The sequence below is a fragment of the Streptomyces rimosus subsp. rimosus genome (genome assembly GCF_000720725.1).
GTDB classification, from domain to species: domain Bacteria; phylum Actinomycetota; class Actinomycetes; order Streptomycetales; family Streptomycetaceae; genus Streptomyces; species Streptomyces rimosus_A.
Genome location: NZ_JOCQ01000119.1, coordinates 1 through 25,080, shown reverse-complemented (window position 1 = coordinate 25,080; position 25,080 = coordinate 1). Strand labels below are relative to the sequence as shown.

Annotated in this window: 25 protein-coding genes; 17 read left to right on the top strand and 8 right to left on the bottom strand. The window is 71.8% G+C overall.

Annotated features, from left to right (window positions below):
- Window positions 1-38 precede the first annotated feature (38 nt).
- The 13 genes from IH45_RS0136990 to IH45_RS0136930 all read left to right on the top strand — a co-directional run bounded on the left by IH45_RS0136990 (window position 39) and on the right by IH45_RS0136930 (window position 14,265).
- A complete protein-coding gene (locus tag IH45_RS0136990; RefSeq protein ID WP_030679295.1) occupies window positions 39-1,301 on the top strand; it encodes an acylneuraminate cytidylyltransferase in 1,263 nt (420 codons plus the stop codon).
- 20 nt (window positions 1,302-1,321) lie between these two features.
- Complete coding sequence (locus tag IH45_RS0136985; protein WP_030679292.1) at window positions 1,322-2,260, top strand: N-acetylneuraminate synthase family protein; 939 nt, start codon at window positions 1,322-1,324, stop codon at window positions 2,258-2,260.
- Window positions 2,261-2,574: 314 nt separating this feature from the next.
- A complete protein-coding gene (locus IH45_RS0136980) occupies window positions 2,575-3,735 on the top strand; it encodes a hypothetical protein (protein ID WP_234440817.1) in 1,161 nt (386 codons plus the stop codon).
- A 127-nt stretch (window positions 3,736-3,862) separates the two neighbouring features.
- Window positions 3,863-5,086 carry an amidohydrolase gene (locus IH45_RS0136975; RefSeq protein WP_030679286.1) on the top strand — a complete coding sequence of 408 codons (1,224 nt, stop codon included), beginning with the start codon at window positions 3,863-3,865 and terminating at the stop codon, window positions 5,084-5,086.
- Between the two features lie 705 nt (window positions 5,087-5,791).
- Window positions 5,792-6,823 carry a BMP family lipoprotein gene (locus tag IH45_RS0136970; protein ID WP_030679283.1) on the top strand — a complete coding sequence of 344 codons (1,032 nt, stop codon included), beginning with the start codon at window positions 5,792-5,794 and terminating at the stop codon, window positions 6,821-6,823.
- A gap of 297 nt (window positions 6,824-7,120) precedes the next feature.
- Window positions 7,121-8,632 carry an ABC transporter ATP-binding protein gene (locus tag IH45_RS0136965; protein ID WP_030679279.1) on the top strand — a complete coding sequence of 504 codons (1,512 nt, stop codon included), beginning with the start codon at window positions 7,121-7,123 and terminating at the stop codon, window positions 8,630-8,632.
- Entirely contained in the window at window positions 8,629-9,753 is a 1,125-nt protein-coding gene (locus IH45_RS0136960; protein WP_030679277.1) for an ABC transporter permease, read from the top strand. Before IH45_RS0136965 ends, IH45_RS0136960 begins: the two co-directional genes overlap by 4 nt.
- Entirely contained in the window at window positions 9,750-11,033 is a 1,284-nt protein-coding gene (locus IH45_RS0136955; RefSeq protein WP_030679274.1) for an ABC transporter permease, read from the top strand. Before IH45_RS0136960 ends, IH45_RS0136955 begins: the two co-directional genes overlap by 4 nt.
- 29 nt (window positions 11,034-11,062) lie before the next feature.
- Window positions 11,063-11,470 (top strand): cytidine deaminase, encoded by a 408-nt coding sequence (locus tag IH45_RS0136950; RefSeq protein WP_030679271.1) that lies wholly within the window; start codon window positions 11,063-11,065, stop codon window positions 11,468-11,470.
- 145 nt (window positions 11,471-11,615) lie between these two features.
- The gene (locus IH45_RS0136945) at window positions 11,616-12,893 is read left to right on the top strand and encodes a thymidine phosphorylase (protein ID WP_030679268.1); all 1,278 of its coding nucleotides are present in this window, start codon (window positions 11,616-11,618) and stop codon (window positions 12,891-12,893) included.
- A gap of 110 nt (window positions 12,894-13,003) precedes the next feature.
- Window positions 13,004-13,228, top strand: coding sequence for a hypervirulence associated TUDOR domain-containing protein (locus IH45_RS0136940; protein WP_030679264.1), 225 nt, complete (start codon window positions 13,004-13,006; stop codon window positions 13,226-13,228).
- Between the two features lie 5 nt (window positions 13,229-13,233).
- Window positions 13,234-13,575 (top strand): DUF3140 domain-containing protein, encoded by a 342-nt coding sequence (locus IH45_RS0136935; RefSeq protein WP_030679261.1) that lies wholly within the window; start codon window positions 13,234-13,236, stop codon window positions 13,573-13,575.
- A gap of 96 nt (window positions 13,576-13,671) precedes the next feature.
- Window positions 13,672-14,265, top strand: a complete 594-nt coding sequence (locus IH45_RS0136930) for a Uma2 family endonuclease (protein ID WP_030679257.1) — start codon at window positions 13,672-13,674, stop codon at window positions 14,263-14,265.
- Between the two features lie 66 nt (window positions 14,266-14,331).
- Here the strand turns inward: IH45_RS0136930 and IH45_RS0136925 are convergent, their stop codons facing one another.
- On the bottom strand, window positions 14,332-15,666 hold the full coding sequence (locus IH45_RS0136925; RefSeq protein WP_030679254.1) for an MFS transporter: 1,335 nt from the start codon (window positions 15,664-15,666) through the stop codon (window positions 14,332-14,334).
- Window positions 15,667-15,785: 119 nt separating this feature from the next.
- Between IH45_RS0136925 and IH45_RS0136920 the strand changes: the two genes are divergently transcribed.
- Complete coding sequence (locus IH45_RS0136920) at window positions 15,786-16,733, top strand: LysR family transcriptional regulator (RefSeq protein WP_030679251.1); 948 nt, start codon at window positions 15,786-15,788, stop codon at window positions 16,731-16,733.
- A 60-nt stretch (window positions 16,734-16,793) separates the two neighbouring features.
- On the opposite strand, the gene IH45_RS0136915 is transcribed toward IH45_RS0136920, so the two are convergent.
- Entirely contained in the window at window positions 16,794-17,204 is a 411-nt protein-coding gene (locus IH45_RS0136915) for a VOC family protein (protein WP_030679248.1), read from the bottom strand.
- Between the two features lie 161 nt (window positions 17,205-17,365).
- Window positions 17,366-18,133, bottom strand: coding sequence for an alpha/beta hydrolase (locus IH45_RS0136910; RefSeq protein ID WP_030679244.1), 768 nt, complete (start codon window positions 18,131-18,133; stop codon window positions 17,366-17,368).
- A gap of 103 nt (window positions 18,134-18,236) precedes the next feature.
- On the opposite strand from IH45_RS0136910, the gene IH45_RS0136905 reads away from it, so the two are divergent.
- Window positions 18,237-19,397, top strand: coding sequence for an adenosine deaminase (locus IH45_RS0136905; RefSeq protein WP_030679239.1), 1,161 nt, complete (start codon window positions 18,237-18,239; stop codon window positions 19,395-19,397).
- 139 nt (window positions 19,398-19,536) lie between these two features.
- Window positions 19,537-19,818, top strand: a complete 282-nt coding sequence (locus IH45_RS0136900; RefSeq protein WP_030679236.1) for a hypothetical protein — start codon at window positions 19,537-19,539, stop codon at window positions 19,816-19,818.
- 109 nt (window positions 19,819-19,927) lie between these two features.
- Here IH45_RS0136900 and IH45_RS0136895 read toward each other — a convergent pair whose 3' ends face one another.
- The 5 genes from IH45_RS0136895 to afsQ1 all read right to left on the bottom strand — a co-directional run bounded on the left by IH45_RS0136895 (window position 19,928) and on the right by afsQ1 (window position 24,009).
- Window positions 19,928-20,134 carry a PspC domain-containing protein gene (locus IH45_RS0136895; protein WP_030586649.1) on the bottom strand — a complete coding sequence of 69 codons (207 nt, stop codon included), beginning with the start codon at window positions 20,132-20,134 and terminating at the stop codon, window positions 19,928-19,930.
- A 50-nt stretch (window positions 20,135-20,184) separates the two neighbouring features.
- Entirely contained in the window at window positions 20,185-20,697 is a 513-nt protein-coding gene (locus IH45_RS01000000144525; protein WP_199810761.1) for a VanZ family protein, read from the bottom strand.
- A 128-nt stretch (window positions 20,698-20,825) separates the two neighbouring features.
- The gene (locus IH45_RS0136885) at window positions 20,826-21,503 is read right to left on the bottom strand and encodes a hypothetical protein (protein ID WP_030679231.1); all 678 of its coding nucleotides are present in this window, start codon (window positions 21,501-21,503) and stop codon (window positions 20,826-20,828) included.
- On the bottom strand, window positions 21,500-23,245 hold the full coding sequence (locus IH45_RS0136880; RefSeq protein ID WP_394298735.1) for an ATP-binding protein: 1,746 nt from the start codon (window positions 23,243-23,245) through the stop codon (window positions 21,500-21,502). Before IH45_RS0136880 ends, IH45_RS0136885 begins: the two co-directional genes overlap by 4 nt.
- Window positions 23,246-23,331: 86 nt before the next feature.
- Window positions 23,332-24,009, bottom strand: a complete 678-nt coding sequence (gene afsQ1, locus IH45_RS0136875; RefSeq protein ID WP_004571966.1) for a two-component system response regulator AfsQ1 — start codon at window positions 24,007-24,009, stop codon at window positions 23,332-23,334.
- A gap of 198 nt (window positions 24,010-24,207) precedes the next feature.
- Between afsQ1 and IH45_RS0136870 the strand changes: the two genes are divergently transcribed.
- Complete coding sequence (locus IH45_RS0136870; RefSeq protein ID WP_030679227.1) at window positions 24,208-25,002, top strand: SigE family RNA polymerase sigma factor; 795 nt, start codon at window positions 24,208-24,210, stop codon at window positions 25,000-25,002.
- The last annotated feature ends 78 nt before the right edge of the window (window positions 25,003-25,080 follow it).

Sequence of the window (25,080 nt, the reverse complement as noted above, 5' to 3'; positions counted from 1 at the left end):
CCTTCCGGAGCCCGCACGGCCCCCGGAAGGAGCCCGCCATGCCGACCCCACCGAGCCGCCCGGCCGCACCCACCGTCGTCGCCGTCATCCCCGCGCGCGGCGGCTCCAAGGGCGTCCCCGCCAAGAACCTCGCCGCGGTCGGCGGCGTCCCGCTGATCGCCCGCGCGGTCCGCGAATGCCGCGCGGCCCGGCTGGTCACCGACGTCGTGGTCTCCACCGACGACGCGGGCATCGCCGCCGCGGCGCGCGGCGCGGGCGCCGTCGTCGTACGCCGCCCCGGCGCCATCGCGGGCGACACGGCCACCAGCGAGGCCGCCGTCCTGCACGCCATGGACGCGTACGAGGCCGAGCACGGCAAGTCCGTCGACGCGGTCCTCCTCGTCCAGTGCACCAGCCCGTTCCTCGTCCGTGAGGACATCGACGGGGTGGCCGCCGCGGTCGTGGAGGCCGGAGCGGACAGCGCGCTGACGGTGGCACCGTTCCACGGCTTCGTGTGGCGCGAGGGGGCGGACGCGGCGGTCGGGACGGCGACGGACGCCGCGGACCCGAGTACGGTCGCTGCCGCGCCCGCCCCCGGCGGCACCGGCGTCAACCACGACAAATCCTTCCGCCCCCGCCGCCAGGACCGCCCCCAGGACTTCCTGGAGACCGGCGCCGCGTACGCCATGGACGCGGCCGGCTTCCGCGCCGCGGGCCACCGCTTCTTCGGCCGTACGGAACTGGTTCGCACCGACCCGGCCCGCGTGCTGGAGGTCGACGACCCGCACGACCTCGCGCGCGCCCGCGCACTCGCGCCCCTTCTCGACACCGCGCGCCCCGGCGCGCTCCCGACCCGCGACGACATCGACGCGGTCGTCCTCGACTTCGACGGCACCCAGACCGACGACCGGGTGCTCGTCGACTCCGACGGACGGGAGATAGTCGCCGTGCACCGCGGCGACGGCCTCGGCATCGCCGCCCTGCGCAAGGCGGAGCTGAAGCTGCTCATCCTGTCCACGGAAGTGAACCCGGTCGTCGCCGCACGGGCGAACAAGCTGCGCCTGCCCGTACTCCACGGCATCGACCGCAAGGACCTCGCGCTCAAGCAGTGGTGCGAGGAACAGGGCATCGCGCCCGAGCGCGTGCTCTACGTCGGCAACGACGTCAACGACCTCCCGTGCTTCGGCCTCGTCGGCTGGCCCGTGGCGGTCGCGAGCGCCCACGACGTCGTACGCGGCGCCGCACGCGCCGTCACCTCCACCCCCGGAGGCAGCGGCGCGATCCGCGAGATCGCCTCGTGGCTCCTCGGCCCCACCCTCTAACGAAGAAGGAACTCCCCAAGATGACCAGCACCTCCCGTCTGCGCACCCTCGGCGACCGGCTCGTCGGCCCCGGCCGCCCCGTCTACGTCACCGGTGAGATCGGCATCAACCACAACGGCGACCTGGAGAACGCCTTCGCGCTGATCGACGCCGCCGCGGACGCCGGCTGCGACGCCGTGAAGTTCCAGAAGCGCACCCCGGAGATCTGCACCCCGCGCGACCAGTGGGACATCGAGCGCGACACCCCCTGGGGCCGGATGACCTACATCGACTACCGCCACCGCGTGGAGTTCGACGAGGGCGGCTACCGCGCCATCGACGAGTACGCCAGGAAGCGCGGCATCGCCTGGTTCGCCTCCCCCTGGGACGTGGAGTCCGTCGCCTTCCTGGAGAAGTTCGACGTCCCCGCCTACAAGGTCGCCTCCGCCTCCCTGACCGACGACGAGCTGCTGCGCGCCATGCGCGCCACCGGCCGCACCGTCATCCTCTCCACCGGCATGTCCACCCCCAAGCAGATCCGGCACGCCGTCGAGGTCCTGGGCAGCGACAACATCGTCCTGTGCCACGCCACTTCGACCTACCCCGCCAAGGCCGAAGAGCTGAACCTGCGCATGATCCACACCCTCCAGGCCGAATACCCCAACGTCCCGATCGGCTACAGCGGCCACGAGACCGGCCTGCAGACCACCCTCGCCGCCGTCGCCCTCGGCGCCGCCTTCGTCGAGCGCCACATCACCCTCGACCGCGCCATGTGGGGCTCCGACCAGGCCGCCTCCGTGGAACCGCAGGGCCTGACCCGCCTGGTCCGCGACATCCGCACCATCGAGGAGTCCCTCGGCGACGGCGTCAAGAAGGTCTACGAGTCCGAGCTGGGCCCGATGAAGAAGCTGCGCCGGGTGGCCGGTGTCGTCGCCGAGACGGAGGCCGCCGAAGCCGGCCGCCAGCCGGTCTCGGCCTGACCCCGGCGGCCACGGCCGCCCCTGCCACCGTACGACTGCTCCTGACGCCTGACGGACGGGACGGACACACCGTGAGCTACCCAGACGGGGCCTGTGGCCCGCCCCAGGAGGCGGCGGGTACTCCCGCCCGCCGCCTCCTGGGGGTACCCCGGCAGCGCCGCAGACCCGTCGCGAGCCGGGCGCCCGGTGGCGCGGCGGGGGAGCGGGGCACGGCCGGCCGTGCCACCGGGCGCGCGGCCGGACGGGCCGCGCGGCGAGAAGCGCGGCAGGCCGCCAGGCAAGCCGCCAAGCAGGCGGCCGCAGCCGCGAAGGCCCTGGCCGCGGGCACCCTCGCCTTCGTCGAGAGCCCGGTGCAGCTGCTCAACGTCCTGGAATGGGCACACGGCGAACAGGCCGCGGCCCTGACCGTCGTCGTCCTCGCCCCGCACGACCCGATGACCCGCGGCCAGCTGCGCCGGATGGCCGAACTCGCCCGCGAGGACGGCTTCTCCGTACGGTGGGAGGAGGCGCGCGACGGTGCGGCCGCGCCGCTGCGCACCATCGGCGGCCTCACCCGGCGGCTGCGGCGCGCCGGCCGCGTCGTCATCGGCGACCCCTTCTCCCGCTACGTCCAGCTCCTGCTCACCCTCACCCGGGCCCGCGACCTGGTCGTGGTGGACGACGGCACCGCCACCATGGAGTTCATCATCCAACTGGCCAACGGCGAACGCCTGGTGCGGTGGCACCGGCACGGCGGCGGGCGCGGCCCGCGAGACCTGGCCTTCGCACCGTTCGCGGCCGCCGCCCGCCGCCGCCTGACGCCCGCCCGCGAAGGCGGCCGGCGCACCGTGGGCCTCTTCACGTCCATGCCCGTGGAGGCGCCACCGGGCATCCGCGTCCTCTCGAACGAATTCGCCTGGACCAGACGGCGGTTCGGGCCGCCGCGACTCACCCGCGGTACGGACATCGTCGGCACCTCACTGGTCGAGACCGGCGTCGTCGACCCCGACCGCTACCTGGAAGCCGTCACCTTCCTCGCCCGCCACCACGGCGCCACCCGCTACTTCGCCCACCGGCGCGAATCCGCCGCCAAACTCCACCGGATCGCCACCGAAACCGGCCTGGAGGTCGTCCGCCCCGACCTGCCCCTGGAACTCATCGCCCGCCGCGGCCCGATCGGGAAGCTGATCCTCAGCTTCCCGTCCACCGTCGTCCATACGTTGCCGCTGGCGCTGGCCGGGACCGGGGTGGGGGTCGCGGTGTGCGACATCGACCCGGCCTGGCTGACCAGCAAGGCATCACCGAGAGCGGAAGGCTTTCTGTCGGGGGTGACCGGAGCGGCACGGGGGGTGCGGCGGTTGCCCATGGCGCCTGCGGCGCCGCGTGACGACGTCCGGGGTGGCGCTCACGGCGCCAGCATGGCGGCGCACGGTGCCGCGGACCGGCCACAACCGTCCGGCACCCCTGGTTCCGGAAAGGAGCGGAACCAGTCTTGATACCCGGGTGATGACTGCGCCATGCGCCGGGCGGCCTAGATATTCTTCCCCTAACGGGCTGAACTTTTGTTGATCGAGGGACAGTTGCCCCACCCGTCCCCGTAACCTTCAACGGGTGAACCACTTGATGTCCCGCGACGCCGGAACCGATGACGCCCCCGCCGGGGAACCGCTGCCCGGCGCGCTGCCGGACGAGCTGTGCGCCGAACTGATCGCATTCCGACGCGACTTGCACATGCACCCCGAGCTCGGCAACCAGGAGTTCCGCACCACCGCCGCGCTCAAGGCGCGACTGGAGCGGGCCGGCCTGAGCCCACGCGTCCTGTCCATCGGCACCGGCCTGATCTGTGACATCACGCCCGGCCTCGCCCCCTGGGACGGCGGCCGGCCGCTGCTCGCGCTGCGGGCGGACATCGACGCGCTGCCGATCCCCGACGTGAAGACGGTGCCGTACCGCTCCACCGTCCCCAACCGGGCACACGCGTGCGGCCACGACGTCCACACCACCGTCGTCCTCGGCGCGGGCCTGGTCCTCGCCGAACTGGCCCGCGAGGGGCGGCTGCCGCGTCCCGTACGGCTGCTCTTCCAGCCCGCGGAGGAGGTGCTGCCCGGCGGCGCGACCGACGCGATCGGCGCCGGGGTGCTGGACGGGGTGGGCCGCATCCTCGCCGTGCACTGCGACCCGCGGGTGGACGCCGGGCGCATCGGCCTGCGTACGGGCGCCATCACCTCCGCCTGCGACCGGCTGGAGGTCACCCTCGACGGCCCCGGCGGCCACACCGCCCGCCCGCACCTGACCACCGACCTGGTCACGGCCGCCGCCCGCATCGTCGTCGACGCGCCCGCCCTGCTCTCCCGCCGCGTCGACACCCGCGCCGGGCTGGCCGTGACCTGGGGCCGCATGGTCGTCGGCCACGCCTGCAACGTCATCCCCCAGCACGCGGAGCTCGCCGGAACGGTTCGGTGCCTGGGCCTGGAGGCATGGCGCGAGGCGCCCGACCTGGTGCACGCGGCGATCGACGAGATCGCGGCGCTGCACGGGGCGAAGTGCCAGGTCAACTACGTCCGTGGGGTGCCACCGGTGGTGAACGAGCCGGTCTCCACCCAACTCCTCCACGACGCGATGGCCGCGCGGCGGGGTTCCCATTCGGTCGAGGGGACCGAGCAGTCCCTGGGCGGCGAGGACTTCTCCTGGTACCTGGAGCGCATCCCCGGCGCCATGGCCCGCCTGGGCGTACGCCCACCGGGCAGCAACGCCCGCTACGACCTGCACCGGGGGGACTTCGATGCGGATGAGGGGGCGGTGCGGGCGGGGGTGGAGCTGTTCACGGCGGCGGCGTTGTTGGCGTAGTCCCGTTAGCGGGACGGGGGGCCGGTCTGGCCTTGTGGGAGTGTGCGCTTCGTACGCGGTTTGCCCGGTGGGGGTGCGCGTCCTGCGCCTAGGGTCCGGTGGGTGGGGCTCGGGGCCACACAGGGGTCACTCCTCGTTGCCGGGGACGCGACCTTGTGGTCATTCGTATCCGGGGCCTCGGTCGCCTGCGGGGAGACCCCTGTATGTCCCCGAGCCGCTCCGTTTGCGGCTCTCCCGCCGCCGTGGCTGCGGTCTTTCCAAACGACATCGGCGGCGGCTTACGCGCGACGTGGAGACGCCCCCGGCCTGCGCCTACACGTACGCGAGCCTCACCACTCGGTGGGCGCCCATCAGGGTGATCGTTCTTTTTTCTCCCCCCCCACCGGCCCGCACTCGCCGAACCGGCCGGAGGGGGCGTGTAGGGGGCCGTCCCCGCAGGCGACCGAGGCCCCGGTCGCGAATGAACACAAGGTCGCGTCCCCGGCAACGAGGAGTCGGCCCCCTACACGCCCCCGCCCCACAGACCAAGCAAATGCGCATCCGCGCGAAGCGCGGTCCAGACCCCCCACCCGCCGCGCCAGCGGCACCGCGTTAGAACGAATAGATAACAGCCACGCAGTGAAGGGTTTTGCGCCAGGTCTACGCGCGTTAATCTCCCGTAAAGCCAGCGCCACCGTGGGCGCTTAGAGCGAAGGGAAAGGCCCCTTGCGTCGGGTCACCAGGTTTGCCGCCGCGGCCAGCGCCTCCGCGCTTCTCGCGCTCACCGCCACCGCTTGCGGTCAGAGCTTCGCCGAGGCGAACCGCGCCAGCCATGCCGGTGTCGGGCTCGCTTTCGACATCGGTGGGCGGGACGACCACTCCTTCAACGAGGCGGCCGCCCGCGGCACCGAGAACGCCAGGAAGAAGCTGGGCGTCAACGTCAAGATGCTCACCGCGAAGAACGGTGAGACGGAGGCGGACCGTGAGCAGCGGCTCGCGTCGTTCGCCGAGGCCGGGTACAACCCGGTCATAGGCGTCGGTTTCGCCTACAGCCGGTCCATCGAGAACGTCGCCAAGGACTTCCCGGAGACGTCCTTCGGGGTCGTGGACGCGGTGCCGCAGGGCAAGAACGTGGACGCGATGGTCTTCGCGGAGCACGAGGGCTCGTACCTGGCGGGCGTCGCCGCCGCGCTCAAGAGCAAGAACCACAAGGTCGGCTTCATCGGTGGTGTGAACAACGCGCTGATCCAGAAGTTCCAGGCCGGTTTCGAGCAGGGCGTACGGGACACCGACCCGAAGACCAAGGTCACGTCGCAGTACCTGTACCCCAACAACGACAAGGGGTTCAACGACCCCGCCGCCGCCAAGGCCAAGGCGGGCGGCATGCTGGACAGCGGCATCGACGTGATCTACTCGGCGGCCGGCCAGTCGGGCGCGGGCGCCATCGAGGCGATCAGCAAGCGCAAGGGCGCCTGGGCGATCGGCGTGGACTCCGACCAGTATCAGCAGCCGGGTCTGGCGAAGTACAAGGACTGCATCCTGACGTCGGTCGTCAAGAACGTCGACGTGGCGGTCTTCGACCTGATCAAGAGCGTCGAGGACGGCAAGCCGTTGACGGGCGTGCACGCGTACGACATGAAGAAGAAGGGCGTCACGCTCGCCACGTCGGGCGGTTTCATCAAGGACATCCAGCCGCAGATCGACGCCGCCCGGCAGAAGATCGTCGAGGGCAAGGTGAAGGTCAAGGAGACGCCGTAGCAGGGCACTGACCGGGGCCGGACCGCTCGCACCGCGGCCCGGCACCGTTCACCCCACCGCGGCCGCGGCTCCGCACCACGGCCGGATCACCGCGCGACCGGACCGGGCCCACGCCCGGGCTCGCGCCCTCGACGGCCGGTATCCACTGCCGCCGCCGTCCAGTACACGTCGTCCGCCAAGGACATCCACCCCCGAGGGGAGTGCGCCATCAACGCAGCACCCACGATCAGCCGCCCGGCCGAGCCGGGCCCCGCCGCCGTCGAACTCCGCGGCATCACCAAGCGGTTTCCCGGTGTCGTGGCCAACCACGACATCGACCTGACGGTCCGCCGCGGCACCGTGCACGCCCTGTGCGGCGAGAACGGCGCGGGCAAGTCGACGCTGATGAAGATCCTTTACGGCATGCAGAAGCCGGACGAGGGCACCATCACGCTCGACGGCGAGCAGGCGGCGCTCGGCACCCCCGCGGACGCCATCGCCCGCGGCATCGGCATGGTGCACCAGCACTTCATGCTGGCCGACAACCTCAGCGTGCTGGAGAACGTCGTCCTCGGCGCCGAGAAGCTGCACGGCATCGGCGCCAAGGCCCGCGCCAAGATCATGGAGATCTCGGACGCGTACGGGCTCGCGATCCGGCCCGACGTCCTCGTAGAGGACCTCGGTGTCGCGGACCGCCAGCGGGTGGAGATCCTGAAGGTCCTCTACCGCGGCGCCCGTACGCTCATCCTCGACGAGCCGACCGCGGTCCTCGTCCCGCAGGAGGTCGACGCGCTCTTCGACAACCTGCGGGAGCTGAAGTCCGAGGGTCTGACCGTCATCTTCATCTCGCACAAGCTGGGCGAGGTGCTGTCGGTCGCCGACGACATCACCGTCATCCGCCGGGGCACCACCGTCGCCTCCGTGGAGCCGTCGAAGACGACGCCCAAGCAGCTCGCCGAGCTGATGGTGGGCAGCGAGCTGCCGTCGCCGGAGACGCGCGAGTCGACGGTGACGGACACGCCGATGCTGGGGGTCGAGGACCTGCGGCTGTCGGCCACCGACTCCGACGGGGTCGTGCGGACCGTGCTGGACGGGATCACCTTCACCATTCACAAGGGCGAGGTGCTCGGCGTCGCCGGTGTCGAGGGCAACGGCCAGGCCGAACTGGTCGAGGCGATCATGGGCACCCGCAGCCTCGACGGCGGGACCGTGACACTGGACGGGCAGGACCTGTCCGCCGCCAGTACGCGCAAGCGCCGCGAGGGCGGCATCGGGTACGTACCCGAGGACCGCCACCGGCACGCGCTGCTCCTGGAAGCACCCCTGTGGGAGAACCGCATCCTCGGCCATGTCACCGAGCGCCCCAACAGCAAGGGCCGCCTGCTCGACCTGGCCGCGGCCCGCAAGGACACCGAGCGGATCGTCGCCGAGTACGACGTACGGACGCCCGGTATCGAGGTGACGGCGGCCTCGCTGTCCGGCGGCAACCAGCAGAAGCTGATCGTCGGACGCGAGATGAGCCACCACCCCAAGCTGCTGATCGCCGCCCACCCCACGCGGGGCGTGGACGTCGGCGCGCAGGCGCAGATCTGGGAGCAGATCCGCGCGGCGCGCCGGGAGGGCCTGGCGGTGCTGCTGATCTCTGCTGACCTGGACGAGCTGATCGGGCTCTCCGACACCCTGCGGGTGATGTACCGGGGCCGGCTGGTCGCGGACGCGGACCCCGCGACCATCACCCCGGAGGAGTTGGGCTCGGCCATGACCGGTGCCGCCAGCGGTCACCTGACCGCTGAAGACGCTGACACGCGCGAGGGTGGTGACCGGGAGTGAAGACGCTGACCAGGTCGTTCACCAAGGACAAGGTGCTGCTGGCGCTCGCCGCGCCGCTGCTGGCCATCGCCGCCGCGTTCGTCATCAGCTCGCTGGTCTTCCTGGCCTCGGGCGAGAACCCGCTGCGGGCCTACTGGATCATGGCCGACTACGGCCATTACAGCGACAGCCAGGTCTGGATCATCAACAAGGCGGTGCCGTACTACCTGTCGGCACTGGCGGTCGCCATCGGCTTCCGGATGAACCTCTTCAACATCGGTGTGGACGGGCAGTACCGGCTCGCGGCCTTCGCCGCTGCCGCGGTCGGCGGCGCGATCGCGCTGCCCGGCGCCCTCCAGATCATCCTGCTCATCGTCATCGCGATGCTGGTGGGCGCGCTGTGGTCGGGCATCGCGGGTGTACTGAAGACCTCGCGCGGCGTCAGCGAGGTGATCACCACGATCATGCTGAACGCCATCGCCGCCTCGGTGATCGGCTACTTCCTCCAGGACGGCCGCCTCGCCATCAAGGACGGCAACCTCCTGCACACCAGGTTCCTGCCGGAGTCCAGCCACTTCTTCAGCTTCCCGACCCACCCCAAGCCGGTCTACGGCTTCGTGGTGATCGCGGCGCTGGCCGGGTTCGTCTACTGGTTCGTGCTCAACCGCACCCGCTTCGGTTTCGACCTGCGCGCGGTGGGCGCCTCCGAACCGGCCGCCGAGGCCAGCGGCGTCAGCGTCAAGCGGATGGTCGTCATCTCCATGCTGCTCTCGGGCGCCGCAGCCGGCCTGGTCGGCATGCCCACGCTGCTCGGCGAGTCCTTCAACTACGGCACCGACTTCCCGGCCGGCATCGGCTTCACCGGCATCGCCATCGCGCTGCTGGGCCGCAACCACCCGGTGGGCATGGCCTTCGGCGCGCTGCTGTGGGCGTTCCTCGACCGCACCGGCTCCCGCCTGGAGTTCGAGGGGTACGCGCAGGAGATCGTCGGCGTCATCCAGGGCGTGATCGTGCTGTGCGTGGTCATCGCGTACGAGATCGTGCGCCGTTACGGGCTGCGCGCCCAGCAGCGCAAGGTCGGCGAGGAACTGGCCGCCCAGGCCCGTACCAACGAGAACGACAAGGCGGAGGCGACCGCGTGAGTACGGAACTCAAGCCCGCGGCCCGGCCCGGCGCCACGGCGTCGGGCGGCGGTCGCCGCAAGCTGACCTACCCGGTCATCCTGCTGATCGTCGCCGGGGCGATCGTCGCGGTGTCCGTGCTGCGCGCGGTCACCGGCAGCAACGACCTGACCTCCGCCGGACAGTTCAGCGCGGCGCTCGCCGCCGCCACCTCGATCGGCCTGGCCGGTCTCGGCGGCCTGTGGGCCGAGCGGGCCGGCGTGGTCAACATCGGCCTCGAAGGCATGATGATGCTCGGCTCGTTCGCGGCCGGCTGGGTCGGCTGGCAGCACGGCCCCTGGGCCGCCGCGGCCATCGGCATCCTCGGTGGCGCGCTCGGCGGCCTGGTGCACGCCATCGCCACCGTCACCTTCGGCGTCGACCACATCGTCTCCGGTGTCGCGATCAACATCCTGGCGCTGGGCGCGACGCAGTACCTGGCCACGCTGTGGTTCGGCCAGGAAGGCAGCGCGGCGATGCAGGCGGGCGGCAACGACAAGCAGTCGCCGCCGATGACCGACATGCCGACGTTCAGCATCCCGGGTCTGTCGGACGCGCTGCAGACGGTCGAGAACCACCACTGGTTCCTCGTCTCCGACGTGGCGGGCATCCTCGGCGGCCTGGTCACCAACGTCTCCTGGCTGACCCTGCTGGCCGTCCTGCTCTTCGTCGGCACCTTCTTCGTGCTGTGGCGCTCGTCCTTCGGCCTGCGCCTGCGCTCCTGCGGCGAGGCGCCGGTCTCGGCGGAGTCGCTGGGCGTCAACGTCTACACGTACAAGTACGCGGCGGTGCTGGTCTCCGGCGCGCTGGCCGGACTCGGCGGCGCGTTCCTGTCCATCAGCACGCACTTCTACCAGGATGGCCAGACCGGCGGCCGCGGCTACATCGGCCTGGCCACGATGATCTTCGGCAACTGGCGGCCCGGCGGTGTCGCGATGGGCGCGGGCCTGTTCGGCTTCATGGACGCCATGCAGCTGCGCAGCGGCGGCCCGACCGTACACGCCCTGCTGCTGGGCCTGGCCGCGCTGCTCGCCGTACTGGCACTGTTCCGCCTGCGCGCCGCCAAGCGCGCCCAGGCGGCGGTCTCCGGTGCCGCGGCCGTGCTCCTCGTGCTCTGGTACTTCACGACCGACGCGGTGCCGCTGGAGCTGGTCGAGGCCAGCCCGTACATCGCCACGCTGCTGGTGCTGGCCCTGTTCGCGCAGCGGCTGCGGCCCCCGAAGGCCAACGGCAAGCCGTACCGGCGGGGGCAGGGCACATGACGCACGACGGCCGGATGAGCGAGGACCGGATGGACGACGGTCGGGCGCCGGTCGACTGGGAGAAGCTGCGCGAGGCGGCCCGGGACGCCATGTCCCGGGCGTACGCCCCGTACTCCGGCTACCCGGTCGGCGCCGCGGCCCTGGCCGACGATGGCCGTACGGTCGTCGGCTGCAACGTCGAGAACGCCTCGTACGGACTCGCCCTGTGCGCCGAGTGCGGCCTGGTCTCCGCGCTGGCCGCCACCGGCGGCGGCCGGCTGACCGCCTTCACCTGCGTGGACGGCCAGGGCGAGCTGCTGGTCCCGTGCGGCCGCTGCCGCCAGCTGCTGTACGAGCACGGCGGCCCCGACCTGCTGATCGACGGTGGGGACGCGGGCGTACGGCGCCTCAGCGACCTGCTCCCCGACGCGTTCGGCCCGCAGCACCTGGCCCGCTAGCGGACCCCCGGCCCGCACCGCACCTGAGCGGTGCGGGCCTCTCGATCTCCGGGCTCTATGCGTGTAGAACTGGTTGCGCCCGCTCGCCGCGTCGTTCCCGGGTACAGGGACGGGCTGAGCCGGCCGTTCCACGAAAGGAAGCCAGATGGACGTCATCTCGGTCATCCGCGCGAAGCGCGACCAGCAGGAGCTGACCCCCGAGCAGATCGACTGGGTCATCGACGCCTATACGCGCGGCGAGGTCGCCCACGAGCAGATGTCGGCCCTGGCGATGGCGATCTTCCTCAACGGCATGAACCGTACGGAGATCGCCCGCTGGACCGCCGCCATGATCGCCTCCGGCGAGCGGATGAACTTCTCCACGCTGGCCCGCCCGACCGCGGACAAGCACTCCACCGGCGGCGTCGGCGACAAGATCACGCTGCCCCTCGCGCCCCTCGTCGCCGCCTGCGGCGCGGCCGTACCGCAGCTCTCCGGCCGCGGCCTCGGCCACACCGGCGGCACCCTCGACAAGCTGGAGTCCATCCCCGGCTGGCGCGCGCTGCTGTCCAACGCCGAGATGATGGACGTACTGGACCGCGTCGGCTCGGTCATCTGCGCCGCTGGCGACGGCCTGGCCCCCGCCGACAAGAAGCTCTACGCGCTGCGCGATGTCACCGCCACCGTCGAGGCCATCCCGCTCATCGCCTCCTCGATCATGTCCAAGAAGATCGCCGAGGGCACCGGCTCGCTGGTCCTGGACGTCAAGGTCGGCTCCGGCGCCTTCATGAAGAACATCGAGGACGCCCGCGAGCTGGCCACCACCATGGTCGAACTCGGCACCGACCACGGCGTACGGACCTCCGCGCTCCTCACCGACATGTCCACCCCGCTCGGCCTCACCGCGGGCAACGCCCTCGAAGTCCGCGAGTCGGTCGAGGTGCTGGCCGGCGGCGGCCCGCGCGACGTCGTGGAGCTGACCCTCGCGCTCGCCCGCGAAATGCTCGACGCGGCCGGTCTGAAGGACGCCGACCCGGCCAAGGCCCTCGCCGACGGCTCCGCCATGGACCACTGGCGCCGCATGATCCAGGCCCAGGGCGGCGACCCCGACGCGCCGCTCCCGGTCGCCCGCGAACAGCACACGGTCAACGCCGCCTCCTCCGGCGTCCTGACCACCCTCGACGCGTACGCCGTGGGCCTCTCCGCCTGGCGCCTGGGCGCAGGCCGCGCCCGCAAGGAGGACCCGGTGCAGGCCGCCGCCGGCATCGAACTCCACGCCAAGCCCGGCGACGAGATCAAGGAGGGCCAGCCCCTCCTCACCCTCCACACCGACACCCCCGAAAAGCTCCCCTACGCCCTCGAAGCCCTCGACGGCGGCGTCCTCATCGCCCCGCCCGGCACGGACTTCACCCCGCAGCCGGTGGTGCTGGACCGCATCGGCTGATCCGGCCCCGTACCGCTGCCGTCGGGCGCGCTCCCTCCGGGGCGCGCCCGACGCGCGCCGCGCTCCGTCCGGTGTTGTGCTGGAAACACCCGACTGCGAGGAGAGCGGCGATGGCGAAGAAGAAGGACGAGTTCAGCAAGGGCGACAAGGTCACCTGGAAGAGCCACGGCAGCGAGGCCGTCGGCAAGGTGGAGAAGAAGATCACGCGGCGTACGGAGGAAGCGGGGCGGACGGTGGACGCCTCGCCGGACGACCCGCAGTACAAGGTCCGCAGCGAGAAGTCCGGCGGCTCGGCCGTGCACAAGCCCGGGGCCCTGAAGAAGAAGGGTTCCTGACGGGCATGGCGAAGGAGCAGGACGACCAGGACACCGTCTGGCAGGACTTCAAGGACGCGGTGAACATGTCCCCGTCCGAGCTGGAGAAGTGGCTGAAGAAGGACGAGTCCAAGGAGTCGGGCCAGCACAAGGGGGGCGGCGAGTCGGTGGGGCACGAGTCGGGCCGCCGGATCGTGTCGCTACTGCGTACGAAGCGCGCGGATCTTTCGGACGACGATTACGCCCACATGCGCAAGGTCACGGGGTACGTCCATCGCCATCTCGCGCAGCGCCCGTCGGGGGATGTGGAGGGGACGACGTGGCGGTACTCGTTGATGAATTGGGGGCATGATCCGTTGAAGGGGTGAGGGTGGGTGAATCGTTCGGGTGAACGGGATCGGTGGACCAGTGCCGGTCCTGTTCGTCATGCTGGGACCGGTGCCACAACACGTAAGGAGACCGCCATGAGTGCACTCCCCGCCGACCCCGCTCCGGCGGAGTACTGGGATGAGCTGCTCCGCTTCTGGCAGGAAGCGGACTGGCCCGAGGGCAGCAAGGTGGAGATTCATGATGGAGTCATCGTTGTGTCACCACCACCGGCCGCACCGCACAACCGCATCGCCGTCAAGGTCCAGCGCAGCCTGTATGGGGTGCTGCCGAAGGACTGGGAGGTCTACCAAACCCTCGGCGTCACACACCCCACGCGTGGGCGGCTCTACATTCCGGACCTCGTCGTGGTCCCGGACGACATCCTCGACCGCATCGAAGGGGGCGAGGACGTTCCGCTCACGGCCGCGGAGCTGGTCGTCGAGATCACCTCGCCGAACAACGCGAGCTACGACCGGTTGAACAAGGCGGCCGCGTACGCGGAGGCGGGCGTTCCGCTCTACCTCCTCATCGACCGCTTCGCTCCTCCCGGACCCACGGTCACGCTGTTCGGGGAGCCGGAAGACGCCGTCTACCAGGAACTCCAGGCGGTGAAGTTCGGGGAGGACATTCACCTCCCGGAGCCCTTCGGCCTCACCATCGACACCAGCGTGTTCCCCTTCGGCCCCTGACACGAACGAAGGGCCCACCCCACCAGGACAGGTGGCGGGACGGGCCCTTCGAGCTGCGAGCGACCGTTACGCGGCCTTCCGTACGTGCAGGACGCGGCGCTCCGCCGCCGCCTTCCGCGTCGCGTACAGCGTGATCGACGCGGCGCCCACCATCGCGGCCAGACCGAGGGCCACGGTGGCCTCCCAGCCGCCCGCGTGGAACGCCGCCGCGCCCAGCGCGCCGCCGATGCTGCTGCCCACGTAGTACGCGCACTGGTACAGCGCCGACGCCTGCGCCCGCGCCGTCTTCGCCGCGCGGCTCACCGAGGACGACGCCACCGCGTGGCCCGCGAAGAAGCCCGCGGTGATCAGGACCAGGCCCAGCAGGACCGCGGCGATCGACGCGGTGAGGGTGAGCAGCAGGCCCGCCGCCGTCGTGCCGACCGCGAGGTACAGGGCCCCGCGCCGGCCGACGCGGCCGACCAGGCGGCCCGCGGCGGCGGAGGAGACCGTGCCGACGAGGTAGATCAGGAAGATCGAGCCGACGATGCCCTGGGGGAGGTTGAAGGGATCGTCGACGAGGCGGTAGCCGATGACCGTGTAGACCGCGCCGAAGACCGTCATGAACAGCGCGCCGATGCCGTACAGGCGGCGCAGCAGCGGGTCGGAGAGGTGGCCGCCGAGGGTGCGGGCCAGCGCGCGCGGGCCGACCTTGCGGGGCGAGAAGTGCCGGGCCTTGGGGACCAGGAGGCGGAACGTCACGGCGCAGATCACGGCCATCAGACCGACCGCGCCGAGCGCCGCGCGCCAGCCCCACGCCTGGGCCACCCAGCCGGTGACGATCCGGCCCGACATGCCGCCGATGCTGTTGCCCGCCACGAACAGGCCGATCGCGGCGACCAGTGCCTTGGCCCGTACCTCCTCGGCCAGGAACGCCATCGCGGAGGCCGGCAGCCCGGCCAGTGCCACGCCCTGGACGGTGCGCAGCGCGACCAGCCAGCCCAGGTCGGGGGCGAACGGCACCAGCATCGCGATCACCGCGGCCACGGACAGGGAGGCGGTCATCATCGTGCGGCGGCCGAAGCGTTCGGACAGCGCGCTCAGCGGGATGACGGCCAGGGCCAGGCCGAACGTCGCGGCCGACACGGTCCAGCTGGCCTGGTCGGGAGCGACGCCGAGGTCGGCGGAGATCGCGGGGAGCAGCGCCTGTGTCGAGTACAGGAGCGCGAAGGTGGCGACGCCCGCGGCGAAGAGTGCGAAGCTCATCCGGCGGTAACCGGGGCCGCCCGGGTGCAGCTTGGCGGCCTCGGGGTCGGGCGCCGGGTGCGCGTCGGGGGCGGGCGTGGAGGAGGTGACAGGGGACGACTGCGCGGAGGCGTCGGCGCGCGTGGCGGCCGACGCCCCGGTATCAGCGGGAGGCATGATCCGAACGTAAGCCCGCAGGTTTCATGCGTCCAATGCATAGAAACGCCATAATCGATGCTGTGGCACATAACAGCAGCTCAGGCCAGCCTCTGTCGCAAGCCCGCAACAGAAAAGACATGCAGGGAACGGCGGAACCGGCGGAGAACGCCGACCTCGGAGCCGACTCCTGGGCGCTCGCCCTGACACCCCGGCTCGCGCAGTTCGCCGCCGTCGCGCGCCACGAGCACGTCACGCGCGCCGCCCACGAGCTGGGCATGCCGCAGTCCACCCTCAGCCGCGCCATCGTCCGCCTGGAGGACGACCTCGGCGTGGCGCTCTTCGCCCGGCACGGCCGGACGCTCTCCCTCACCCCGGCGGGCCGCGCCTTCCTGGCCTCCACCGAGCGCGCGCTGCTGGACGTGGAGCGCGCCACCGAGTCCGTACGGGCCGACACCGACCCCACCGCGGGCAAGGTCGCCTTCGGCTTCCTGCACACGATGGGCTCGGAAACCGTACCGGGCCTGCTGCGCGCCTTCCGCGCCGACCACCCGCGGGTGCGCTTCCAGCTCGTCCAGAACTACGGCGAGGCGATGATCGAGCGGCTGCGCGCCGGTGACCTCGACCTGTGCCTGACCTCGCCCGTGCCGGACTACCCGGACCTGGTCGCCCGCCGTCTGGACGAGCAGAAGCTGCGGCTGGTGGTGCCGGACGACCACCCGCTGGCCGCCCGCAAACGCGTCCGGCTGGCCGAGGCCGCGGGGGAGCTGTTCGTCACCCTGGAGCCGGGTTACGGGCTGCGCCGCATCACCGACGCGCTGTGCGCCGAGGCCGGGTTCACGCCCAAGGTCGCGTTCGAGGGGGAGGAGGCGGAGACGCTGCGCGGCCTGGTCGCGGCCGGGCTCGGTGTGGCGCTGCTGCCGCCGCCCGCCGTGCCGCGCCCGGGCGTCGCCGAGCTGACGGTCACGGCCCCGCGCGCGGTCCGCGAGATCGGGGTGGCCTGGATGGACGGCCACCCCGACAGTCCGCCGGTGGCGGCGTTCAAGAAGTTCCTGCTGGGGCGGCGGGGGCAGTTGATTCCCCGCTAGGGCCTGTCGTCGCGCGGCGGACGGGAATGCGACGACAGGCCCTGTGGGAGCGGTCCCGGGTCACTCCTCGCCCGCGTCCTCCGGATCGCCGTACTTCACGGTCATGAACTCGATGGCGACCGTGCCGCCCGGGTCGAGGACGTAGACGCCACGGCCGCCCCAGCGGTGGTTGATCTCGTTCTCCCGCTGCCGGAACGGGTCGGCCCAGAAGCGCACCGACTGCTTCCGGACCCGGTCGAAGATCGCGTCGAACTCCTCGTCGGTGACCAGGAACGCGACATGGCTGCCGTTGACCGCGCTCGGCTCCACCGCGCTGTCGAGGAAGTCGATGCCGACCCCGTTGGCGGTCTGCACCTGGGTGAACGGGCCCCAGTCGACGGGCGCGGGGCCGTCCATGAGGTCGCTGAGGAAGGCGGCGGTGGCCTTCTGGTCGTGGCAGTGGACGATCACGTGGTCGAGCGTGTTCGGCATGCGGACCCCCTGCGGTCAGCCGGGCTGACGAACGGTGGGGCGGAGTATAGGCAGGGACGGGCGCCGTGCAAGGGGCGCGGCCGGGCCGGCCGGTGTCCTGACCGCCGGTGGCCCGCGGGGGCGGGCGAGGGCCGCCGCTCCGCGGACCCGGCACTCCGTCCTCAGTGCTTCAGCGACTCCCCGAAGCCCGCCGCCAGCGGCATCCGCAGCCCCAGCGGCGGCGGCGCCGCCAGCGCGTCCGCCACCGGCCGGGCGTAGCCGTGGGCGAACAGTGAGCCCAGCATGAAATCGGCGGCCAGCGCCAGGACTTCGGAGCGGTGCTGGTGCAGGGAGTGGCCGTCCGAGTGGACCTCGAAGCGGCAGACATCGCGGTTGATCTTCTTCGCGCGTTCCGCGTAGCGGTAGGACAGCTCGGGGTCGGTGCGCTCGTCGTTCGTCCCGTGGACGAGCAGCACCTGCCGGCCGGTGAGCTGTTTCACCGGTACGGAGTCGCTCTCCTCGGGACCGGAATCGGGGATCCAGGGGGCCAGCGCCAGTACGGAGTGGACCGCCGGGTGGCCCGCGGCGTGCAGTGCGGCGCGCGCGCCCATGCCCGTACCGGCCAGGCAGACCGGGACGTCGCCGTACCGCCGTACCACCTCCTCCAGCGCCCACGCGGCGTCCGCCGCCGGATGGGCCGCCGGGCCGTTCCAGCCGCGGCAGCGGTAGTGCACGACATGGGCCACCAGGCCGTCGCGCCGCCCCGCGCGGGCCAGCCGGGCCGCCAGCGGGCGGGTCGCCAGAGTGGACAGGGGGGAGGGCCGCCGGGTGCCGGAGGGGCAGCCCTCGGGCAGTAACAGCGCGACGCCGCACACCGCCCGTCCCGCACCGGCCGCTCCCAGCGGCTTTCCCAGCCGGGCACCGCGCACCGGCAACGCTTGCTGAGCCATGACCGAAACGATGGCAGAAGGTGACCCGCGGGATACCCCGTGTACGGGTCACCGTTGGATATCGTTCGTGAAGTTCTACGCGCGTAGGGGCTACAGTGCCGAGATGACGAGCGAGACCACCAACCTCCCTACGGGCGACCAGATCCGCCGCGCGCCCAAGGTGCTGCTGCACGACCACCTCGACGGCGGCCTGCGCCCCGCCACCATCGTCGACCTGGCCCGCGAGACGGGCTACGACGGCCTTCCCGAGACCGACCCGGAGAAGCTGGGCGTCTGGTTCCGCGAGGCGGCCGACTCCGGCTCGCTGGAGCGCTACCTGGAGACCTTCGCGCACACCTGCGCCGTCATGCAGACCCGCGACGCCCTCAAGCGGGTGGCCGCGGAGTGCGCCGAGGACCTGGCGGCCGACGGCGTGGTGTACGCGGAGGTGCGGTACGCGCCCGAGCAGCACCTGGAGAAGGGGCTGAGCCTCGAAGAGGTCGTCGAGGCGGTCAACGAGGGCTTCCGCGAGGGCGAACGGCGCGCCCGCGCGGCCGGCCACCGCATCCGCGTCGGCGCGCTGCTGACCGCCATGCGGCACGCGGCCCGCGCCCTGGAGATCGCCGAACTGGCCAACCGCTACCGCGACCTGGGCGTCGCCGGCTTCGACATCGCGGGCGCCGAGGCCGGCTTCCCGCCCACCCGCCACCTCGACGCGTTCGAGTACCTCAAGCGGGAGAACAATCACTTCACCATCCACGCGGGCGAGGCGTTCGGCCTGCCGTCGATCTGGCAGGCGCTCCAGTGGTGTGGCGCCGACCGGCTGGGCCACGGCGTGCGCATCACCGACGACATGGAGGTCGCCGAGGACGGCTCGGTGAAGCTGGGGCGGCTGGCCTCCTACGTACGGGACAAGCGCATCCCGCTGGAGATGTGCCCCACCTCCAACCTCCAGACCGGCGCCGCCGCCTCGTACGCGGAGCACCCGATCGGCCTGCTGCGCCGCCTGCAGTTCCGGCTGACGGTCAACACGGACAACCGGCTGATGGGCGGCACCAGCATGTCCCAGGAATTCGAGCACCTGGTGGAGACATTTCGATACACGCTCGACGACATGCAGTGGTTCACCGTCAATGCGATGAAGAGCGCGTTCATTCCTTTCGATGAACGCCTGGCGATGATCAACGATGTCATCAAGCCGGGTTACGCGGAACTGCGCTCCGAATGGCTGTTCCAGCAGGTGGACGCGGTACCCGCGGTGATCAGCGAGTATCGCTCCGAGTAGCCGGGGAAAAAGCGGACGGGAAATGCGACCGGCGTGTCAAGGGCCGGTCGTTTTCCCGTGCCGCCGGGTGTTTGCGGCGTGTCGGTGGCCTGGCTAGATTCCGGTGCCGGTCAAACTCCCATCACAAGGATGTATTTCCATGAAGCAGGGAACCCTCAAGACGCTCGGTGCCGCGGCCCTCGGCGCCGCCTTCGCCGCCACCGCGGCCGGAAGCGCTTCCGCCGCCACGCCGGCCGGGACGGTACCGACGGCCGATGTCGCCGGCGCGCTGCAGGCCGTGCAGAACCTGCCGGTCGAGAAGACCGCCAAGGGCATCACCGACAAGGGCTCCGATCACAGCCTGAAGGCCAACAACAAGGGCAACCTGCTCGGCGGCCTGCCCGCGGGCGGCGTGACCAAGGCCCTGCCGGCTCTCGGCTGAGGCCCGCCGGACGCGGCGGCCCGTCCCGGAGCGGGAGTGGCCGTGCCCCGGCCCGTACGACAGGTACGGGCCGGGGCACGGCCATGTGCGCTCCCGTGGCGGCGTCCGGTCACCAGGCGGTGCGGCTCGCGTTCTTCTCCGAGGGGATGAACAGCCACAGGCCCAGGTAGAGCAGGAACTGCGGGCCGGGCAGCAGACACGAGAGAAGGAAGATCACTCGCATCGTCGCGGGCGTGGTGCCGAAGCGCTGCGCCAGGCCCGCGCACACTCCGGCGATCATCCTGTTGTTGCGGGGGCGGACCAGTGCGGCGGCCATGGTTCTCCACTCCTTGTCGACTGCGGTTCGGAGCCGTGCGCCCCGATGTCTCAAAGGTAGGTCCGGGAACCCGACAGGGCGTCGGCCTGCGGTGCGATACCGACCCTGGTCCTGGTGGGGGCCGGGCGGGCGGGGGGATCATCCTTGCGGCGGAGCCTGGACCGGAACCCTGGTACGACCAGCAGGTGCGCGAGTGCCACCCCGGCGGTGTTGAGCAGCACCATGTCCACGTCCGGCACCCGGCCGGGTACCCCGGCCTGGAGCAGTTCGATGGCCAGCGAGACCATCGCGCCGGTGAAGAGCGTACGGACCAGCGAACCCAGCGGAGAAACGTTCAGGCGCCCGGCTGCCATCGGCAGCAGGATGCCCAGCGGCGCCAGCAGCAGCATCGCGCCCCCGAGGCTCTGCACGGCCTCCCACGGGCCGTGCGCCAGCTCGGCGCGGATCGTCGCCAGCGGCCGGAAGTTCGCGGCGGGCACCCAGGGGACCGTACGGGGGCGCAGCGTCAGCCAGCCGACGATCAGCAGATGCGCCACGAGGAGGACGGCTCCCGCGGCGCGCATACGGAGGGCGGCGGAACCGCCGCGGCCATGACCCTGCACACAGGCCAGGACGCGGCTACCGGCGGCCGTGGTTCCGTAAGACGCGGTCGACCACGGCCGTCGCCTCCCGAAAGGCCTCGGCGAAGGCTTCAGCCCGCCGGTGCGGGGCTGCTCCACGCTGCGCTCGGCACGCTCTCCGGGTGCGTGCGCACCTCCGCCGAGCAGGCGTAGCGCTGCGGGGCGGCGTCACCGGGACCGCCCAGCACCGCGGCGTGCGACCGGCCTAGGGCGCCGCTCTCGCCGAACGTGCACGCGATCTGGGCCAGCGCGAAGGACGGCAGGTCCTCCGGCCGTACGCTCAGCCGCAGCGCCTCCTGCGGATCGCCCGCACGCGGCCCGGACACCTCCAGGTCCTCGGGCACCGCCGTACTGAACCCGGCCTTCTCCTCGACGGGCCCCGGCTGCTCCTGGAGCTCGTCCAGCAGGGCACGGGCCGCCTGGAGACGGTCGGCGGGCCGCTGCTTCGGATGCGTCACCGTCCGCTCCACCGGCGCCAGCGTCGAGCTGCACACCAGGTAGACGGTGACCGGAGCGCTGTCGGGCTGGGCCGGGGCCACCGCGCCGGCAGGAACCTTGCAGCTGACGCGGGCGGGCGCGGCACCGGCGTCGACCGGGACGGACGTACCGCGGATACCGCAGCTCGCGAGGGCCGGTACGAGGGCGGCCAGGGCCACGGCGGCCAGGGTGGCGGCCCGGGGGCGGGAGCCGGGCCGGGCGCCGGCCCGGGCGCCGGACGTGGTGCGGTTACGCGAGGGGAGCCGGGTCATCGGCGCTCACCGCCTTCCTTGCGGCGGGGGCCGGAGTCGGATCCGGGACCCGTACCAGGGCCCGTGTCCTCCGTACGGTCCGATCCGGCCGTACCGTCCGACCTCTCCGACGCCTCCGGCCCTTCCTGCGCGGCACCTTCCCCGGAACCGTTCCCGCCGGTCCCCACCGGCAGCCGCAGCGTGAAGACCGCGCCGCCCTCCGGCGAGTTCGCGGCCGTGATCTCGCCGCCGTGGATGTGCGCGTTCTCCAGGGCGATCGACAGGCCCAGGCCGCTGCCCTCCGACCGCGGCCGGGACGCGCTCGCCTTGTAGAACCGGTCGAAGACGTGCGGCAGGACTTCCTGCGGGATGCCGGGGCCGTGGTCCCGTACCCGGATCAGCAGGTCCTCGCCGTCCGGCGTGGCCTCGGTCCGTACGGACACCCGGACCGGCGAGCCGCCGTGCTTGAGCGCGTTGCCGATGAGGTTGGCGAGGATCACGTCGAGGCGGCGCGGGTCCAGGCGGGCCACGATGCCGCGCTCGGCGTCCAGCTCGACCGCGTCCAGCCAGGCGCGCGCGTCGATGCACGCGGTCACCTGGTCCGCCACGTCCACGTCGTCCTGCACCAGCCGTGCCGTCCCCGCGTCGAAGCGGGTGACCTCCATCAGGTTCTCCACCAGGTCGTTCAGCCGCCGGGTCTCGCTGACCACCAGCTTCACCGCGGGCGCGATCATCGGGTCGAGGGAGTCCTCCTCTTCCTCCAGCACCTCGGTGACCGCGGTGATCGCCGTCAGCGGCGTACGCAGCTCGTGCGACATGTCGGCGACGAAGCGGCGGGAGGACGCCTCCCGCCCGCTCAGCTCCGCCACCCGCTGCTCCAGCCGCTCGGCGGTGCGGTTGAAGGTACGGGAGAGGTCGGCGAGCTCGTCCGTGCCGGTCACCCGCAGCCGGGTGTCCAGCCGTCCTTCACCCAGCTGCCGGGCCGCGTGGCCCAGGCGCTGCACGGGCCGCAGCACGGTGGTCGCGGCGGCCTGCGCCAGCAGCGCCGAGCCGACCAGGGCCAGCGCGGTGGCGATGCCCAGCGACCAGGCCAGCGAGTTCAGGTCCTGGCGCTCGGTGGCCAGCGACTTGAGCATGTAGCCGGTCGGGCCGCCGCCGTTCATCCGGGCACCGGCGACGAGGTACGGGGCGTCGTGCAGCTCCTTGCGCTGCCAGTACATGTGGTACGGCACCCGGTTGCCGTCGTCGAGCGCGCGCTTCTCGTTGACCGCGGTCTGCAGCGACTTCGGCACCGACTTGAGCGTGAAGAGGTCCTTGTCGGTGGACGCGACGCACTGCTTCCCGTCGCTGCCCTGCGCGACCAGCACCACCGCGTAGTTCTGCGGCCCGCCCGCCATCTGCCGCGCGGCGTCCTCCAGCTCCGCACACCGCGGGCGCAGCGGCAGCGAACGCGTACTGTCCTCCAGCGATTTGCGGAAGTCGTTGAGCGCGGAGTTCTGGGTGCGGTCCAGCACCGTGTTGCGGTTGAGCCAGTACGCGATGCCGGACGCGGAGACCGCCGCGGTCAGCGCGACCAGCGCGAAGACGAAGACCAGCCGCAGCCGCAGGCTGGTCCAGCGCAGCAGGCCGAGCGCCCGTACGCAGCGAACGAGCAGCGAGGACCGCTCCTGCCCGGGCGGCTCCTGCCCGGGCGCGCCCTCGCCGGCCGTGCCGTCGGCCGCCCGTCCGGTCTCCGTGCCGTCGGTGCCCGTACGGCCCCCCACGTCCCTGTCCTTCCTGTCTCTGCCCGGCCGGGCCGTCTCCCGAGGTCCGTCCGTACGGTCCGGGTCCGGACCGGTCGAGCGTCGTGTCACTGCGGGGTGTCCAGCCGGTAGCCGACACCGCGGACCGTGCGGATCAAGGTGGGCGAGGACGGTACGTCCTCCACCTTCGCGCGCAGGCGCTGCACACACGCGTCCACCAGCCGCGAGTCACCGAGGTAGTCGTGCTCCCACACCAGGCGCAGCAGCTGCTGCCGGGAGAGCGCCTGACCGGGGCGGCGGCTGAGCTCCAGCAGCAACCGCAGCTCGGTCGGTGTCAGTTGCAGGTCCTCGCCGTTCTTGGTGACCGTCATCGCCGAGCGGTCGATGACCAGCGAGCCGAACGTCGCCGCGTCGTTGGACTCGCGCTCCCCGCGCCGCAGCACGGCCCGGATACGGGCGTCCAGCACCCGGCCCTGCACCGGCTTGACCACGTAGTCGTCCGCGCCCGACTCCAGCCCGACCACCACGTCGATGTCGTCGTTGCGCGCGGTCAGCAGGATGATGGGCAGCTGGTCCGTACGCCTGATCCGCCGGCACACCTCGAAACCGTCGATGCCCGGCAGCATCACGTCCAGCACGATCAGGTCCGGGCGCTGCTCGCGCAGCAGCTTCAGGCCGTCCTCGCCCGTCGCCGCGGTCACCACACGGTGACCCTGGCGGGACAGGGAGAGTTCGAGGGCCGTGCGGATGGCGTCGTCGTCCTCGATCAGCAACAGGAAAGGCACGTCGGCCATTCTGGCCCATGGGGGACCAGGACTTCGACCTGCGCGGTCCTGGCGCGGTGCCGGCGCCCCCGGCCCGCCCCTGTGACAGTGCTGTGACAGACGGCGGACAGCGTCATGAAACTGCTCCGGCAAGCTTTTTCCCATCACGAACCGAAGCAGGAACCGAAGCAAGCAGGGTCTACCGACGGGGGGCGCGCGATGAACACACTGCACAGCACCACGACCAGCGCAGTCATCACGCGTCTGCACGACATCGGCCGGACCGCAGAGAAGTCCGGTGCCGTGGGCGGGCGGGGGTGCGCTCGCGGCACCGGGCGTCATCGCATTCCTTACATGGTCGCGATCGACGCGATGACGCACGACGGGGGACGCGGAACCGACGGGGGAGACACCGGTTCCGCCGGGGGGACGGCGTACAGGGAAGGTACGGGGGAACGGCGCGCCGCGTCGCAGGCGGAGGAAACGGGGGACGCCGCCGCGGCGTTCACCGCCTACGTCCAGGAGCGCCGCGCTTCCCTGTACGCCACCGCCTACCACCTGACCGGCGACCGCTTCGAGGCCGAGGACCTGCTGCAGAGCGCGCTGTTCTCGACCTACCGGGCGTGGGACCGGATCAGCGACAAGGCGGCGCTGGGGGGCTACCTGCGCCGCACGATGACCAACCTGCACATCAGCGCCTGGCGCCGCCGCAAGCTGAACGAGTACCCGACCGAGGAGCTGCCGGAGACGGCCGGTGACACGGACGCGATGCGCGGCACGGAGCTGCGCGCGGTGCTGTGGCAGGCGCTGGCCCGGCTGCCCGAGACGCAGCGCACGATGCTGGTGCTGCGCTACTACGAGGGCCGCACGGACCCGGAGATCGCGGACATCCTCGACATCAGTGTCGGCACGGTCAAGTCCAGCATCTGGCGCTCGCTGCGCCGGCTGCGCGAGGACGAGGCGCTCAGCCTCGGCCGTGACGAGCAGGAGTCCTTCGGCGAGCTGGTGGCCTGAGGGCGGGGAAGGCACGACGGGAAGACGGGGGAGCGAGGAAGAGAGGGACCCGAGGGGGGACACGGGGGAGGGGACGGG

Bases quoted from the DNA above. Each gene is read 5' to 3' on its own strand.
- IH45_RS0136990 (WP_030679295.1), top strand. From the start codon at position 39: ATGCCGACCCCACCGAGCCGCCCGGCCGCACCCACCGTCGTCGCCGTC.
- IH45_RS0136985 (WP_030679292.1), top strand. From the start codon at position 1,322: ATGACCAGCACCTCCCGTCTGCGCACCCTCGGCGACCGGCTCGTCGGC.
- IH45_RS0136975 (WP_030679286.1), top strand. From the start codon at position 3,863: ATGTCCCGCGACGCCGGAACCGATGACGCCCCCGCCGGGGAACCGCTG.
- IH45_RS0136950 (WP_030679271.1), top strand. From the start codon at position 11,063: ATGGACGACGGTCGGGCGCCGGTCGACTGGGAGAAGCTGCGCGAGGCG.
- IH45_RS0136945 (WP_030679268.1), top strand. From the start codon at position 11,616: ATGGACGTCATCTCGGTCATCCGCGCGAAGCGCGACCAGCAGGAGCTG.
- IH45_RS0136940 (WP_030679264.1), top strand. From the start codon at position 13,004: ATGGCGAAGAAGAAGGACGAGTTCAGCAAGGGCGACAAGGTCACCTGG.
- IH45_RS0136935 (WP_030679261.1), top strand. From the start codon at position 13,234: ATGGCGAAGGAGCAGGACGACCAGGACACCGTCTGGCAGGACTTCAAG.
- IH45_RS0136930 (WP_030679257.1), top strand. From the start codon at position 13,672: ATGAGTGCACTCCCCGCCGACCCCGCTCCGGCGGAGTACTGGGATGAG.
- IH45_RS0136925 (WP_030679254.1), bottom strand. From the start codon at position 15,666: ATGCCTCCCGCTGATACCGGGGCGTCGGCCGCCACGCGCGCCGACGCC.
- IH45_RS0136920 (WP_030679251.1), top strand. From the start codon at position 15,786: ATGCAGGGAACGGCGGAACCGGCGGAGAACGCCGACCTCGGAGCCGAC.
- IH45_RS0136915 (WP_030679248.1), bottom strand. From the start codon at position 17,204: ATGCCGAACACGCTCGACCACGTGATCGTCCACTGCCACGACCAGAAG.
- IH45_RS0136910 (WP_030679244.1), bottom strand. From the start codon at position 18,133: ATGGCTCAGCAAGCGTTGCCGGTGCGCGGTGCCCGGCTGGGAAAGCCG.
- IH45_RS0136905 (WP_030679239.1), top strand. From the start codon at position 18,237: ATGACGAGCGAGACCACCAACCTCCCTACGGGCGACCAGATCCGCCGC.
- IH45_RS0136900 (WP_030679236.1), top strand. From the start codon at position 19,537: ATGAAGCAGGGAACCCTCAAGACGCTCGGTGCCGCGGCCCTCGGCGCC.
- IH45_RS0136895 (WP_030586649.1), bottom strand. From the start codon at position 20,134: ATGGCCGCCGCACTGGTCCGCCCCCGCAACAACAGGATGATCGCCGGA.
- IH45_RS01000000144525 (WP_199810761.1), bottom strand. From the start codon at position 20,697: ATGCGCGCCGCGGGAGCCGTCCTCCTCGTGGCGCATCTGCTGATCGTC.
- IH45_RS0136885 (WP_030679231.1), bottom strand. From the start codon at position 21,503: ATGACCCGGCTCCCCTCGCGTAACCGCACCACGTCCGGCGCCCGGGCC.
- IH45_RS0136870 (WP_030679227.1), top strand. From the start codon at position 24,208: ATGAACACACTGCACAGCACCACGACCAGCGCAGTCATCACGCGTCTG.